Source organism: Sphingobacterium sp. UBA2480 (assembly GCF_002341965.1).
Classification (GTDB): Bacteria; Bacteroidota; Bacteroidia; order Sphingobacteriales; family Sphingobacteriaceae; genus Sphingobacterium; species Sphingobacterium multivorum.
The window spans coordinates 192,757-206,779 of sequence record NZ_DDPA01000001.1; the positions used below are offsets into that span (position 1 = coordinate 192,757).

A 14,023-nucleotide genomic window follows, 5' to 3' on the forward strand; every position below is an offset into this window, starting at 1 on the left:
AATTTTTGAAATTGCACAAAGATAGAAAATTCACTGTAATTTTTAGCTATCTTGTCGAATGGTTCATTGGTACAAAATTGAACATGCCGATTTTCTTAAAAAACAGGGCATCAGCGAACATAAATTCGGTGGAAAAATTATTTGTATTACCTGGTACGAAGACCAACTCTATGCTTTCTCGCCTAAATGTCCACATGCTGGGGCACCATTGAAAAATGGCTGGTGTGAACGTGGCAAAGTAATCTGTCCTTTTCATCGCCATGAATTCGATCTGGTGTCGGGAAGAGGTAATCCCGAACAGCATGATTTTATTCGCGTTTACCCCATAAAATTCGAAAACAACGATTATTATGTTGGCTTGGAATTAGGCTTCTGGGAGCGTTTATTTGCTTAAAAAGTAACGAAAGTATCATATCTCACTGCGTGAATCGTATATCTCGTTAGTAAATAAGTATATTTGCTGTCGAAAACAAATTAAAGACATGCAGGGGAAAAAGATTGGTATAATTGGTAGCGGAAGTTGGGCTACTGCTATGATCAAGATGCTATGTGAAAATGACCAAGACAAGCATATTTTTTGGTGGGTAAGAAAGGAAGAGGATGCAGAATATATTCAAAAATTCAAACATAACCCGACTTACCTGAGCAGTGTTTCGGTTGATCTTAGTATTACGACGATTGATACCGATGCTAAAAATGTAATTACTAATTCAGATATTGTCATTTTAAATACGCCTGCGGCCTATTTGAAGGATGCACTGGCCAATGTGACGAAGGAAGATTTTAGAAATAAAATTGTTGTTTCAGCCATCAAGGGGATTATTCCCAAAGATAATTTGATTATCGGTGAGTTTTTGGAGCAACGCTATGAGGTCGATATTGAACAGATCTGTGTGGTTGGTGGTCCCTGCCATGCGGAGGAAGTTGCCTTAGGCAAATTGTCGTATTTAACTTTCGGCTGTAAGAACCTGGATAGTGCAGCATTGGTTGCTTCCTTTCTGTCGTCAAGGGTTATCAAGACGATTCTGTCGGAAGATGTACTCGGAATAGAATTTGGTGCAGTATTGAAAAACATCTATGCGTTAGCTGGAGGTATCTGTCACGGCTTAGGTTACGGTGATAATTTTCAGGCTGTGCTGGTCTCCAATGCAATTCGCGAAATGCGTCGGTTTGTAGGTAAAGTAGATGGTGATACGTCAAGGGATGTGAATACTTCGGCTTATTTAGGGGATCTTTTGGTAACAGCCTATTCCCAATTTAGCCGCAATAGAACCTTTGGTAATATGATCGGAAAGGGCTACAGTGTACAATCTGCGCAGTTGGAAATGAATATGGTGGCTGAAGGGTATTATGCATCGGCATGTATTCAAGAGTATGCGAAAAAATATGCAGTGGAATTGCCTATATGCGATGCCGTGCATCAAATTTTGTATGAACACCTCCCTGCATCTAAAATTATTCAAGCATTGAGCGAAAAATTAACATAATAAAGTAGCAATAGAGTAGATGATAACAAAAGAAGCGATTGCTTTAGCTTATAAAGAAATTCAGGACGAAATATGTCAGGCGCTGGAGAAATTAGAAGGATCGGCACGCTTTGAAGAAGAATTGTGGGAGCGTGAAGGCGGCGGTGGCGGTCGCACCAGGATCATTCAAAATGGTCAGATTTTTGAAAAAGGAGGCGTTAACTTTTCGTCTGTGTATGGCAAATTACCTGAAGCGATCAAAAAGTCATTTGCGGTGGAAGAAGATGATTTTTTTGCGACAGGAGTTTCCATTGTAATCCATCCAAACAATCCCTTCGTACCTATTATACACATGAATATCCGCTATTTTGAACTGAACGATCAGATTCGTTGGTTTGGCGGCGGTATTGATTTGACGCCGCATTATATTGATGAAGAGGATGCGCGTTATTTTCATCAGCAGCTGAAAGATGTCTGTGATAGACATGATTCTACCTACTATGAAAAGTTTAAAAATTGGGCGGATGATTATTTTTATATCAGACATCGCCAGGAAACACGTGGCATAGGAGGTGTATTTTATGATAAGTTGAATACTGAAAAAACGGGGGTGAGCATGGAAGATATTTTTGCTTTTTCCTGTGACCTTGGACGCACGTTTGCACCAACGTACACTGCATTGGTCGAGAAAAATCGACATAAAACCTTTACAGATCAACAAAAAAATTGGCAATTGATCCGTCGCGGACGCTATGTCGAATTTAACCTCGTATGGGATTCTGGGACTAAATTTGGACTTGAAACGAATGGTCGGATTGAGTCCATATTGATGAGTCTACCAGCCCAAGCCAATTGGGTATATGACTATCGTCCTGAAGAAGGCTCCGAAGAAGCCAAAACCTTATCTTTATTGCGAAAAGGTATTAACTGGATTTAAAAACATCGAAGAAAAAATAGATGGTTTCTTATCAAAAATTTACGTTGGAAAACGGCCTACGTGTATTGGTACACGAGGATCATAATACAGCCATGGCCTGCGTCAATATCTTGTACGATGTGGGAGCAAGGGATGAATCGCCGGAACAGACCGGATTTGCGCACTTATTTGAACACCTGATGTTTGGTGGAAGTATCAATATTCCTAATTTCGATACCGAATTACAAAAAGTGGGTGGCGAGAATAATGCATTCACCAGCAACGATATTACAAATTATTACATCACTTTACCCTCTTCAAATCTAGAAACGGCATTGTGGTTGGAGTCGGACCGGATGTTAAGTTTGGCTTTTTCCGAACAAAGCCTCGAAGTGCAGCGGAATGTCGTGAGTGAAGAATTCAAACAGCGTTATTTGAATCAGCCTTATGGTGACGCTTGGCTAAAATTACGTCCATTAGCCTATCAGGTACATCCGTATCGTTGGGCAACCATCGGAAAAGAACTGAGCCATATTGAAGAGGCTACAATGGAAGATGTTAAAGCATTTTTCAAATTACATTATAATCCGCAGAGTGCAATTATGGTTGTTTCTGGAGATGTTCATTTTGAGGAAGTAAAAGCTTTGACTGAAAAATGGTTTGGCGATATCGAGGCGGGCGAAAAATACAATCGCCAATTGCCTAAAGAACCCGCGCAAGATAAGATTAGGCGTGAAACGACTTGGGCAGAGGTACCTTTGGATGCGCTTTATATGGCATTTCATGGCCCTGCTCGATTGGAAGAGGGGTATTTTGCAATGGATCTTCTGTCGGACATTTTATCGAGGGGCTCTTCTTCACGTTTGTATCGTCGACTGGTAAAAGAGGGGCAGTTATTTAGTGAAATAAATGCTTATGTGATGGGAAGTATCGACAATAACCTCTTTGTTATTGAAGGAAAACCATCGGAAGGCATCTCGCTAGAGGAAGCTGAACGTGCGGTGTGGGCAGAATTGGAGGTCATAAAATCCGAGTTGGTGCCTGCAGCTGAATTGGAAAAAGTAAAGAATAAGATCGAATCGACCAATGTTTTTGCAGAACTATCTATTTTGGATAAAGCCATGAACTTGGCTTTCCATGAGTTGCTGGGTGATGCAGACGGCATCAACACAGAGGTTTCAAAATATTTGAAGGTGAGTGCTGAGGAAGTTCAACAGCAAGCTCAGGTTATTTTTAGACCGGAGAATGCTTCTATATTAATGTATAAATCAAAACAAGAGGAGGCTGTACATGTTGGATAGAACAAAAGCACCCGAGTTCCGTGAAATTGGAAATATAAGTTTGAAAGAACCAATCAAGAAGCAGTTTGCAAACGGATTGCCTGTCTATGTATTCCAGTCGCCCGAGCAGGAGCTGGTACGGATAGAATGGATCTTTGAGAATACCTATCTTGACGGTGCGGCTGAAAATCCGTTGTTAAATAGTACTTTAAGTGCATTGCTTAAGGAGGGGACAAAGACCATGTCGAGTGCAGAGATTGCAGATAAAGTGGATTTCTACGGAGCATTTCTTGTTCCTGAATATTCTTTTGACGTAACTTCTTTGTCGCTTTATACATTGAATAGACATAGTCAAGTACTCTTGCCGCTTGTAAAAGATATTCTGACGAAAGCATCGATTCCGCAACAGGAGTTAGATACCTATTTGCGTAATAACAAGCAAAAGTTTCAAGTTTCTATTCAGAAAAATGATTATCTGGCGAGACGCAAATTTTACAATTTGATCTTTGGTGAGAATAATCGTTATGGGCGTACACCAAAACTAACAGATTACGATGCAATTACGCGTGCGCAGCTGATCGAATTGTACCGTAGGGAAATTGTTCCTACCAATTGTACATTAATTGTTTCAGGTAATGTTTCTGAAGAGCTTTTGCAGGAGTTGGAGCAAATCTTCGGTGTCGATTGGCAAGGAGCAGCTGCTGTATCTCCTTCGGAAGTCCCAGTTTTGGTGCAAGGTTCAAATAACCTGGCTTATGAGGAAAAAGATAATGCCTTGCAGTCTGCCATTCGGTTAGGCTGTCAGACAATTGGAAGGGAACATCCCGATTATCCGGCATTACAATTTGTCAACACATTATTAGGTGGTTTTTTCGGTTCCCGCCTAATGCGCAATATCCGAGAAGAAAAAGGGTATACCTATAGCATTGGTTCGGCTGTTGCTACCTTGAAACATACTGGTTTTATGACCATTGTAACTGAAGTTGGGGTAGATGTAACACAGGCCACGTTGACTGAAATAGAAAAGGAGATCAATTTGTTGAAAACAACTTTGGCCTCCGAGGATGAGGTCAATCTTGTGAAGACCTATATGGAAGGTTCTATGTTGGGTTCGTTGGAAAGTATCTTTTCGCATGCCGACAAGTTCAAAAGTGTTTTGTTAAATGGGATGACATTGAACTATTATTCCTATTATATGGAACAGATCAGAAATATGTCGCCCGAGAAGGTGCAGCATCTTGCCAATAAATACTTGGACTACGATGCCATGGTGAAGGTTGTGGTTGGGAAAATCAGTCAAGTAGAACCAGTTCATCAAGCGGTTGTAAATTAAATTTCTTAGACTACAAAAATCGAATACTACTTTGTATTTTTGGTTTTTGATAAAAAAGTGTATTATCCAGCATGGAATTAAAATTAAAAAGACCATTGGTATTTTTCGATTTGGAAACTACAGGAGTTAATGTAGCGACCGATCGTATTGTGGAAGTATCATTTCTGAAAGTGATGCCCAGTGGTGAAGAAACAGTCTATACAAAGAAGATCAATCCAGAAGTGCCTATCCCTGCGGAATCCTCTTTTTTTCACGGCATTTATGATGAAGATGTGAAGGATGCTCCTAATTTTAAAGCAATCGCAGTGGAACTTGCGGCTTTTATTGCCGATGGAGATCTCGCGGGCTATAATTCCAATAAATTCGATGTCCCAATGCTTATGGAAGAGTTTTTACGGGCAGGTGTTGATTTTTCATTGGAGGGTAGAGCATTTGTGGATGTTCAAAATATCTTCCATCAGATGGAACAACGTACGCTGAAAGCTGCATACAAGTTTTATTGCAACGAAAATCTTGAAAATGCGCATACAGCGGAAGCGGATGTTCGTGCCACATATGAGGTCTTGAAAGCGCAGCTGACAAAATATGAAGGCGCAGCATTCGAAGATAAACATGGGACAGTATCTTATCCTGTCGTAAACGATGTTGAGGCGCTACATACGTTTACCAACCTAAGTAAACCTGTAGATTTTGCCGGACGTCTCGTCTATAATGCGGAGGGATTGGAAACGATCAATTTTGGTAAACATAAAGGAAGACCTGTTATAGAAGTATTTGAGCAAGAGCCCAGTTACTACGCATGGATGCAGAATGGTGATTTTCCATTGTATACCAAGAAGGTCTTGGAGAATATCTGGAATCGGTATAAAAAGGAAAAGAGTGAGCAAAAGGCAAAAGCAGCTGCAGCCACCCATTCTGTAGAAGATAAAAAACTTGCGAAAAAGGAATTCAATCAACAAAAAGAAGAAGCGCCGCAGAACATTTCTTTGGATATGCTGAAAGGATTGCAAGATAAATTTAAAAAATAACGTTAATTAATAGCTTAGAAAAAGGATTATGGAATTCAAACAAGAAGTGGAACATGTACAGTGTTTGATTATTGGTTCGGGACCAGCAGGTTATACTGCCGCGATTTATGCAGCCCGTGCGGATATGAAACCAGTCGTTTATACCGGTATTGTGCCAGGGGGACAGTTGACTCAAACAACTGAGGTGGACAATTTCCCTGGTTATCCAAAAGGTATCACTGGACCAGTGATGATGGAAGATTTGCGCGAGCAAGCTGAACGCTTCGGAACTTCAGTGCGTTTTGGATATGTGACTAAAGTGGATTTTACAGGTGAGGTACACCGTGTTGAGATCGATGGAACGGTACAAGTTACCGCAGATACTGTGATTATTGCGACAGGAGCCACAGCAAAATGGTTAGGCTTAGAATCTGAACAAAAATACAATGGTTTTGGTGTTTCAGCATGTGCTGTATGTGATGGGTTCTTCTTTAAAAACCAAGAGGTTGCTATTGTAGGTGCTGGGGATACAGCGGCAGAAGAAGCAACGTATCTTGCAAAATTATGCTCAAAAGTACATATGTTGGTTCGCCGTGACGAGTTTCGTGCTTCTAAAGCAATGGTACATCGCGTTATGAATACACCAAATATCGAAGTTCACTACAATTCTGAGGCAAAAGAAGTCCTAGGAGATGGTCAGGTGGTGACCGGAATACGTGTTGTAAACAATAAAGACCAGTCTGAAAAAGATATCGAAGTAACAGGTTTCTTCGTTGCTATTGGGCATAAGCCTAATACCGAGCTTTTCACAGGTGTATTGGATATGGATGAAACAGGTTATTTAATTACAAAACCAGATAGTACTGCAACAAATATCCCGGGTGTTTTTGCTTGTGGTGATGTTCAGGATAACATCTTCCGTCAGGCAATCACTGCTGCAGGTACAGGTTGTATGGCAGCTTTGGAAGCTGAAAGATACTTAGCAGCTAAGGAAAGCGGCGAATAATCGCATGGAAATAATAAAAACGGGGCATTGGACAATGCCCCGTTTTTATTTACCTTCTTCCATTTCAAAAACACTATCGATTTTCCAATTTGCCTTATCTTTGGATGCTGCGACAGCCAAACGATCACAGCGCTCATTTAACGGATGCCCAGCATGGCCTTTTACCCATACAAGGCGTACGGTATGGAGCTTATAGGCGCTCATTAAGCGCAACCAAAGATCTTTGTTCTTTTTTCCCGCAAAACCTTTTTGTATCCAACCATATACCCATTTCTTATCAATGGCGTCAATGACGTATTTGGAGTCAGAATACACGGTAACATGTTGCTGTAGATTTTTCAGTGCCTCGAGGCCGACGATCACAGCCATCAATTCCATCCTGTTGTTAGTCGTTTTGCGGTAACCGCCCGAAAACTCTTTTTCGATCAGTTTACCTTTAAAGGCTTCATTATCGCCTGTATAAATAGTTCTTAAGATGGTTCCGTAACCTCCAGGGCCCGGATTTCCACTTGAAGCCCCATCTGTATATAATTCGATCATACCGGCCAAATATACATGAAGTTTTTGTAAGCACATACAAACAGGTAAAAATGATCAAGACTAGTCCATATTTTGATGCTCGAAGTAGAAGAATTTTAACACTGCGACATGTTCAATCAATCCAACGATAGGGCATAGTGCTACAAGCATCAAAATTCATAGGTATTTAAGACTGACTTTATAGGTGTTTAAAAGGTACTTTACACGGCTTTATCCGAATGAGGTCCGAATGAGGTCCCTATAAAGTCCCCATGAGGTCCGTTTAAATAATAGGAATATTCCCTTTGTGTTTTAAGCTTAAGCTAAGCGAAGTATGATGATAGATTTCAGCCGCTCTCCAAAGTAATTTATCCCTTACATAGTTGGATTGTGCTGATTTATGTGTATTTTGCCCGCTTAAACTGTTATGTAATCGATAAAATAGCTTTATGAAGTTTCGAAAGATTTCTCTTTTTGTTCTATTGGCGTCCGCGTGCTTAAACGTTTCAGCGCAGAACAATGTATCACCGCAAAAAATGGATTGGTTTGAAGATGCCAAACTGGGTATTTTTATTCACTGGGGGATTTATTCTGTCGATGGAATATCAGAATCTTGGTCATTCTTCAATAATTACATCAATCATGACAATTATATCAAGCAACTGAATGGTTTTACAGCAAAGGATTATAGACCGAAGGAATGGGCCAAATTGATCAAAGAAGCCGGTGCGAAATACACGGTGATTACGACCAAACACCATGACGGGATCTCGATGTGGAATACGAAGGCTGATAAAGCGATCACGACATTACAAGACGCAGCTGCCAAACAGGATGTAATCACACCATTTGTGAAAGCCATACAAGAAGAAGGCTTGCATACTGGACTGTATTATTCTTTGCCCGATTGGAGCCATCCTTATTACGATGTTTTTACGCGCAATCGAAAACGTTATGAATTGAAAAGTGAGCCTTCTCGTTGGGATAATTATGTAAAATATTACCAGAAGCAATTGACTGAGCTATCCGAACAGTATAAGCCCGAATTACTTTGGTTTGACGGGGATTGGGAGCATAGTGCCGAGGAGTGGAAAGCTAAAGAGACCTTGAATCTTTTGCGGAAGTATAATCCGAATATTATTATAAACTCGCGATTGAATCATCATGGAGATTACGATACACCTGAGCAAGGGATTCCAGTAACCCGTCCTGATGCTAAATTTTGGGAACTCTGTTATACCATGAATGATTCTTGGGGCTATCAACCCTTTGATAAAAAGTACAAATCACCGAATATGATCATTCGAACGTTGGTAGATTGTATTTCCATGGGTGGAAACCTATTGTTGGATATCGGTCCAAAGGCAGATGGAACGATCCCTGAGGAACAATTAAATATTTTGAAACAGCTGGGGCGATGGACACATAAGCATGCAGCTGCGATCTACGGTACAAGAGCCGGTATTCCATTTGTGAACTACGGCGGGAAATCTGCTTTATCAAAGGACGGAAAGACACTTTATCTGTATGTATACGAACAGAAACCCGAATTGCAGCTCAGAGGTTTGGTCAATCATACAGCCATTAAAGAAGTCTCAGTTGTTGGTGATGCATCCGCGAAAGTGAACGTTAAGTCTGAAAACGGAACCGTTCAAGTCGATTTGACGAAAGTAAACTTTGATCAGGATGTGACTGTGATTGCACTAACCTTTGCGGAGGTGCTTCGTTGGACTGCACCGCAAGATACTGAAGTTACGTTGAAATCTGTACTGGATAATAAGTTGACAGGTCGTGCTTTAGGTCAGATCGCTTCAACACTGCATGCCGGAAAAAATATCTTTGATAATTCCGGATTGACCGTGGATGGCTTAGAGACCAAATTGCCAAGTAGTAATGCGACTAATCCAACGGTATTAAAGTGGATTAAGGATCATGCCGAAGCACTTTATGAGACTGGAAAAGGCTTACCTGAAGGACATTATGAAGGACTAAGCGCGCTCTCTAAAGATCGCCAGACATTGTATCTGTTTGTCGAGGGAAAACCTACGGGTCCTATTGCACTAAAAGGTGTTAAAAATGGAGTCGCCAGGATCCGCGTGGTCGGTGAGGGCTCCATGATAAATCATGAGATTTTCAATAAGCTTTATTGGAGTAGCATCCCGGGTATTATCTACATTCAGGCACCAGCAGAGCGCTTGGATAAAAACATGACAGTTATTGCTGTTTTGTTGGATGCGCCAATACAACTATATCGGGAGAAAGTGGGCGCTATCGAAAATAACCTTTAAGAGGTCGGATAGCAATTAGCGTTGAAAAAAAGCCTGGGATAACAAAATATCCTAGGCTTTTTTGCGAGATATAAACTATGCTGATTTATTAATTCTGATCCATTTTCTTTCGGTATTCGGTGCATTTTCTCCTGAATTGTGGCGCAAAAGCATTTTTTATTATAACTTAGGCCTATGAATCCAATCAAAGCTGTTTTGATCCCAATTTTTGCTCTTCTTTGTGTTTGTTGTTCTTCCGGTGACGGAAGTAAATCCGAGCGATTGCGGGCAGATTCGTTAGTGAATGAAGTGGTCAATGGAAGGTTAGCTCTAGCAACATTAGCAGAGTCAAATGAATTTATGTATTTCAATGATAAATACTTTCATGAACCGGCGGATTTAAAGGTCATTCCGAAATTTGATAAGGTACAGATTCAAGTTGTTACTTATCGGATTTATCAGCATGTCAAATTAAAAAATAATCGCTATGTGTTCAACGTGCAGAAAGCCAGTGAACTGCATATACCAAATAGCGCTTTTGTGTATTACCAACGTTCTTTTGATGATATGAACCGTAAGGCAGCCTTGAGTAAAGATTCGATCCGACTCGAGCTGCCGGATAATTATGCATCTTTGTTGATAAATGAATGATCTAGATCAGGCCTACAGACATGATGAAGGTCATATCAAAAGTCAATCTTAACTATACAATGGTGCAACAAATAGATTTAAGATGGAAAAGAAAAATATCGTTGTATTGACGGGGGCCGGTATTTCGGCTGAAAGCGGTATACCTACCTTTAGGGATGCCAATGGATTGTGGGAAGGACATGACGTCATGGAAGTTGCTTCCATTGAAGGTTGGCATAAAAATCCAGCCTTGGTGCAGGAGTTTTATAATCTGAGACGGAAAGCCGCTTTGGTCGCACAGGCAAATGCGGCTCATCATGCGCTGGTAAAATTGGAATCAGCATACCGGGTGAGTATTGTGACGCAGAATGTAGATCTACTGCATGAACAGGCAGGTTCATCCCATATCGTTCATTTGCACGGACGCCTGGATCAGTCGAAGTCATCTGTCGATGACCGTTTGGTGTATCCCATTGTTGGTGATGAGATCAAAATGGGTGATCTTTGTGAGAAGGGTAGTCAGCTGAGGCCAAATATAGTCTGGTTTGGAGAGGCTGTGCCGGCCATTGAGGAAGCGATAAGCCTGGTTTCGAGGGCCGATATTTTGATTATTGTGGGAACCTCCCTACAGGTTTATCCCGCTGCGGGACTTAAAGAATTTGCGCCTAGTCACTGTAAATCGTTTTTAATTGACAAAAAGATTCCTCATGACAACGCTTTACGTAATATACAGTGTTTTGAAGAATCGGCGACCATAGCTGTTCCTGAACTGGTAGAACAATTACTTAATTAAATGTTATATAGTCGTTTATAAAATAAGGGTTTATGAAGAAAATAATAGGGCTTCTTTGCATGTCCGTTGCTTTTGTTGCATGTCAAAATAATTCAGCGATCAAAGTAAATACGAGTTCAAATGATCAGCCTTTAACCTTGGATAGCGTTCAGGCCAAGCATCTGCTCAGTTTGCCACTGCATTGCATCGAAGTGGAATATCCCAATAAGCTGGGACAGGTACTCGGTAGTGATGGTGATCTAAAAGCACCGCGTACATTGCATCCAATTTTTTACGGTTGTTTTGACTGGCATTCTTCTGTACACGGGTATTGGTCAATTGTGCATATTTTGAAGGAATTTCCAAATTTGGATAGCTCAGGTGAAATTCGACGCCAATTGAACCGAAATATTACAGCAGAAAATGTGGCTGTTGAATTAGATTTCTTTCAAGATAAGAACAATAAGAACTTTGAGCGTACGTATGGCTGGGCTTGGTTGTTGCAGCTGCAGAAGGAATTATTAACTTGGGAAGATGCCGATGCAAAACGCTGGGCATCGAATCTTGAACCGTTGGTGAAACATGTGGTAAAATCGTATCAGGAATATTTGCCCAAATTGGTCTATCCGATCAGGACAGGCTATCATGATAATTCTGCCTTTGGCCTTTCGCTGTCCCTGGACTATGCAAGAAGCACGGGAAATGTGACGTTTGAAAAATCATTAATGACGAATGCTTCTCGTTTATACAGTCAGGATAAGAGCTGCAACATTTCTTTTGAGCCAAGTGGAAGCGATTTTCTTTCTCCTTGTCTTGAAGAAGCCCTTTGTATGAGTATGGTGCTGCAACAGGAGGATTACCGTAAATGGTTAAAGGATTTTATGCCAGATCTGTTTAATCCCGATTTCAATTTAGATCCAGGAATCGTGAAAGATCGAACCGACGGACATTTGGTCCATCTGGATGGACTTAATTTTAGTCGCGCCAACTGTTTAAACGGTATCGCCAAAGCGCTGCCTGAATTAAGTTATTTGCATAGGTTGGCGAATAAACATTTAAAGTATTCTTTGCCCAATATTACAACCAAGGATGATTACATGGGGTCACATTGGTTAGGTACTTTTGCACTCTATGCACTATCAAAGCATTGATTCGGGGAGATTATCTTCTCCCCATTTATCCATTAGGTTTAATATTTCCTCGAGCGAACGGCCGAGCTCGGTTAATTCATATTCTACCTTTGGGGGAACTTGCTGGTATACAATTCTATTAATCAGCTTGTCATGCTCCAGTTCCTTTAATTTGGCGATCAGCATACGTTCAGATATTCCCACGAGTCTTTTCCGCAACTCACTATAGCGGAGTTTACCTTCATTTAGCAAATAGGAAAGGATATTGATTTTCCATCTGCCACCTATGGTGGCCAAGGTAAATGCAATACCACAACGGTCTTTCCAGTATAGCTCATTAATGTGATTGGTTGAATTCTCTTTTCGCGGGTTCATACAAACTTTTTTGTTGGTATCATACAATCTTGTATGTACTGTTATTCCTGCAAATTAATAAAGAAATTTGTAGGAAAACAAAAAGTATAACATGGAAACGATTAAATCAGTCGCTCATTGGTTGAGCTATGCGTACTACCTTTATGTATTTGGATATGCATCATTATTCAAAGTTTTTCAAAAGAGCGCCATGATGCAAAGCATGCAGTCCCTGGGTTTTAATAAGACTTGGACGATCATTATCGGAATAGGGGAACTAACGGGGGTAGTATTGCTCTTAATAGGTTTGTATAACCCGCAATTTAAGAATGTTGCAGTGCTGCTGTTGTTTCCATTTGCGGTTGCGGCGTTTACGGCACATATGGCGCATCAAGAGTATCATCATTTCTACAACTCCTTGCTGATGTGTGTACTTAGTATTGTGCTGTTGGCCACAGACAAAACCTTTAAAATTATACTTTAAATCCTGCGTCAGCTTTAGCATGATCATTAGAAAATTAGGATTATTTTATGGCTTAATTTTCTAATGATCCTATGTTTATCCGGAAGCAAGTGGTGCTGGAGATGCAAGAGGGAAAATAATGTGATAGACTACAATTATAAGCGGTATGGCAAGCCGGTCGATAGCCGAAAATATAGGAGCGACTTGATCGGTTGTAAATCGTGATTTGTGCTAATTTAACTCTGTTGATTTATGCTGGGATATTTTGTTTTTCTACCGTTTTATTGCGTTTTTATTGGTATAAGTAAAGTTTTCGCGCTGTTTTTTTTAGATATACATTTTTTAGCAGGTTAGAAAAAGGCTATAAAATTCAAGATTTGTGCTACTATACACGATCAAACTTATAATACATTTGATCTATCAATCCCATAGGGATGTTACATGCTATGTATAGGTATTTAAGACAACTTTTAATGGTTTTGCCCATTGTTTTTTTCTGTCTGTTTTTTACAGGTAAAATAAACAAGGATGTCTTTTCACATACTGCCTATAAAAACACCTCAAAAACGGCAATAACTTCTTCACAATCCCATTTCGATTTTTATGTCGGATCGATCGAAGAATGCTCGTTCGAATGGCGTTATGATCAACATTTAGCATATGCCGTTCGGCTCTGTACCTTGGGACTGATTCTACCAATTTTCTTGCTATTTGCGGATAAGAAGTCATGGCATAGTTTTTATGAACTCCAAAATAAATATCTATCGAACAGGCTGCCAGACAGGTGTATCCTATACCATTCCTTTAAAATTTTCGGTTAAATCCCTTTTCCTTTTCGTGAATATCATCGGTTGGGTCGACAGACGGCTATAAAACCGAT

At 40.4% G+C, this 14,023-nt stretch carries 14 protein-coding genes; 12 read left to right on the forward strand and 2 right to left on the reverse strand.

What is annotated here, in order from left to right:
• Positions 1 to 58 precede the first annotated feature (58 nt).
• From B3600_RS00880 to trxB, 7 genes are all read left to right on the forward strand, one after another.
• Positions 59 to 394, forward strand: coding sequence for a Rieske (2Fe-2S) protein (locus B3600_RS00880; RefSeq protein WP_286751782.1), 336 nt, complete (start codon positions 59 to 61; stop codon positions 392 to 394).
• A gap of 88 nt (positions 395 to 482) precedes the next feature.
• The gene (locus tag B3600_RS00885) at positions 483 to 1,487 is read left to right on the forward strand and encodes an NAD(P)H-dependent glycerol-3-phosphate dehydrogenase (protein WP_070560849.1); all 1,005 of its coding nucleotides are present in this window, start codon (positions 483 to 485) and stop codon (positions 1,485 to 1,487) included.
• Positions 1,488 to 1,506: 19 nt separating this feature from the next.
• On the forward strand, positions 1,507 to 2,403 hold the full coding sequence (gene hemF / locus B3600_RS00890) for an oxygen-dependent coproporphyrinogen oxidase (RefSeq protein ID WP_286751783.1): 897 nt from the start codon (positions 1,507 to 1,509) through the stop codon (positions 2,401 to 2,403).
• Between the two features lie 20 nt (positions 2,404 to 2,423).
• A complete protein-coding gene (locus tag B3600_RS00895; protein ID WP_112374694.1) occupies positions 2,424 to 3,683 on the forward strand; it encodes a M16 family metallopeptidase in 1,260 nt (419 codons plus the stop codon).
• Entirely contained in the window at positions 3,673 to 4,995 is a 1,323-nt protein-coding gene (locus B3600_RS00900) for a M16 family metallopeptidase (protein ID WP_286751784.1), read from the forward strand. Before B3600_RS00895 ends, B3600_RS00900 begins: the two co-directional genes overlap by 11 nt.
• Positions 4,996 to 5,066: 71 nt before the next feature.
• The gene (locus tag B3600_RS00905) at positions 5,067 to 6,023 is read left to right on the forward strand and encodes a 3'-5' exonuclease (RefSeq protein WP_204991167.1); all 957 of its coding nucleotides are present in this window, start codon (positions 5,067 to 5,069) and stop codon (positions 6,021 to 6,023) included.
• A 28-nt stretch (positions 6,024 to 6,051) separates the two neighbouring features.
• A complete protein-coding gene (gene trxB, locus B3600_RS00910; RefSeq protein ID WP_204991166.1) occupies positions 6,052 to 7,008 on the forward strand; it encodes a thioredoxin-disulfide reductase in 957 nt (318 codons plus the stop codon).
• Between the two features lie 45 nt (positions 7,009 to 7,053).
• Here the strand turns inward: trxB and rnhA are convergent, their stop codons facing one another.
• Positions 7,054 to 7,548: a ribonuclease HI gene (rnhA, locus tag B3600_RS00915; RefSeq protein ID WP_115049557.1), complete on the reverse strand. Its 495-nt coding sequence runs from the start codon at positions 7,546 to 7,548 to the stop codon at positions 7,054 to 7,056.
• Between the two features lie 428 nt (positions 7,549 to 7,976).
• Between rnhA and B3600_RS00920 the strand changes: the two genes are divergently transcribed.
• The 4 genes from B3600_RS00920 to B3600_RS00935 all read left to right on the forward strand — a co-directional run bounded on the left by B3600_RS00920 (position 7,977) and on the right by B3600_RS00935 (position 12,347).
• The gene (locus B3600_RS00920; protein WP_070560838.1) at positions 7,977 to 9,815 is read left to right on the forward strand and encodes an alpha-L-fucosidase; all 1,839 of its coding nucleotides are present in this window, start codon (positions 7,977 to 7,979) and stop codon (positions 9,813 to 9,815) included.
• 174 nt (positions 9,816 to 9,989) lie between these two features.
• Positions 9,990 to 10,445 carry a hypothetical protein gene (locus tag B3600_RS00925; protein ID WP_112374698.1) on the forward strand — a complete coding sequence of 152 codons (456 nt, stop codon included), beginning with the start codon at positions 9,990 to 9,992 and terminating at the stop codon, positions 10,443 to 10,445.
• Positions 10,446 to 10,527: 82 nt separating this feature from the next.
• On the forward strand, positions 10,528 to 11,217 hold the full coding sequence (locus B3600_RS00930; RefSeq protein ID WP_286751785.1) for an SIR2 family NAD-dependent protein deacylase: 690 nt from the start codon (positions 10,528 to 10,530) through the stop codon (positions 11,215 to 11,217).
• 32 nt (positions 11,218 to 11,249) lie between these two features.
• Complete coding sequence (locus tag B3600_RS00935; protein WP_286751786.1) at positions 11,250 to 12,347, forward strand: DUF2891 domain-containing protein; 1,098 nt, start codon at positions 11,250 to 11,252, stop codon at positions 12,345 to 12,347.
• Here the strand turns inward: B3600_RS00935 and B3600_RS00940 are convergent.
• Entirely contained in the window at positions 12,336 to 12,701 is a 366-nt protein-coding gene (locus B3600_RS00940; RefSeq protein ID WP_112374699.1) for a winged helix-turn-helix transcriptional regulator, read from the reverse strand. The genes B3600_RS00935 and B3600_RS00940 overlap by 12 nt on opposite strands.
• 91 nt (positions 12,702 to 12,792) lie before the next feature.
• Between B3600_RS00940 and B3600_RS00945 the strand changes: the two genes are divergently transcribed.
• Positions 12,793 to 13,164, forward strand: coding sequence for a DoxX family protein (locus tag B3600_RS00945; RefSeq protein WP_286751787.1), 372 nt, complete (start codon positions 12,793 to 12,795; stop codon positions 13,162 to 13,164).
• The last annotated feature ends 859 nt before the right edge of the window (positions 13,165 to 14,023 follow it).

Excerpts from the sequence above, each read along its gene's own strand:
- B3600_RS00880 (WP_286751782.1), top strand. The coding sequence starts at position 59 with ATGGTTCATTGGTACAAAATTGAACATGCCGATTTTCTTAAAAAACAG.
- B3600_RS00885 (WP_070560849.1), top strand. The coding sequence starts at position 483 with ATGCAGGGGAAAAAGATTGGTATAATTGGTAGCGGAAGTTGGGCTACT.
- hemF (WP_286751783.1), top strand. The coding sequence starts at position 1,507 with ATGATAACAAAAGAAGCGATTGCTTTAGCTTATAAAGAAATTCAGGAC.
- B3600_RS00895 (WP_112374694.1), top strand. The coding sequence starts at position 2,424 with ATGGTTTCTTATCAAAAATTTACGTTGGAAAACGGCCTACGTGTATTG.
- B3600_RS00900 (WP_286751784.1), top strand. The coding sequence starts at position 3,673 with ATGTTGGATAGAACAAAAGCACCCGAGTTCCGTGAAATTGGAAATATA.
- B3600_RS00905 (WP_204991167.1), top strand. The coding sequence starts at position 5,067 with ATGGAATTAAAATTAAAAAGACCATTGGTATTTTTCGATTTGGAAACT.
- trxB (WP_204991166.1), top strand. The coding sequence starts at position 6,052 with ATGGAATTCAAACAAGAAGTGGAACATGTACAGTGTTTGATTATTGGT.
- rnhA (WP_115049557.1), bottom strand. The coding sequence starts at position 7,548 with ATGATCGAATTATATACAGATGGGGCTTCAAGTGGAAATCCGGGCCCT.
- B3600_RS00920 (WP_070560838.1), top strand. The coding sequence starts at position 7,977 with ATGAAGTTTCGAAAGATTTCTCTTTTTGTTCTATTGGCGTCCGCGTGC.
- B3600_RS00925 (WP_112374698.1), top strand. The coding sequence starts at position 9,990 with ATGAATCCAATCAAAGCTGTTTTGATCCCAATTTTTGCTCTTCTTTGT.
- B3600_RS00930 (WP_286751785.1), top strand. The coding sequence starts at position 10,528 with ATGGAAAAGAAAAATATCGTTGTATTGACGGGGGCCGGTATTTCGGCT.
- B3600_RS00935 (WP_286751786.1), top strand. The coding sequence starts at position 11,250 with ATGAAGAAAATAATAGGGCTTCTTTGCATGTCCGTTGCTTTTGTTGCA.
- B3600_RS00940 (WP_112374699.1), bottom strand. The coding sequence starts at position 12,701 with ATGAACCCGCGAAAAGAGAATTCAACCAATCACATTAATGAGCTATAC.
- B3600_RS00945 (WP_286751787.1), top strand. The coding sequence starts at position 12,793 with ATGGAAACGATTAAATCAGTCGCTCATTGGTTGAGCTATGCGTACTAC.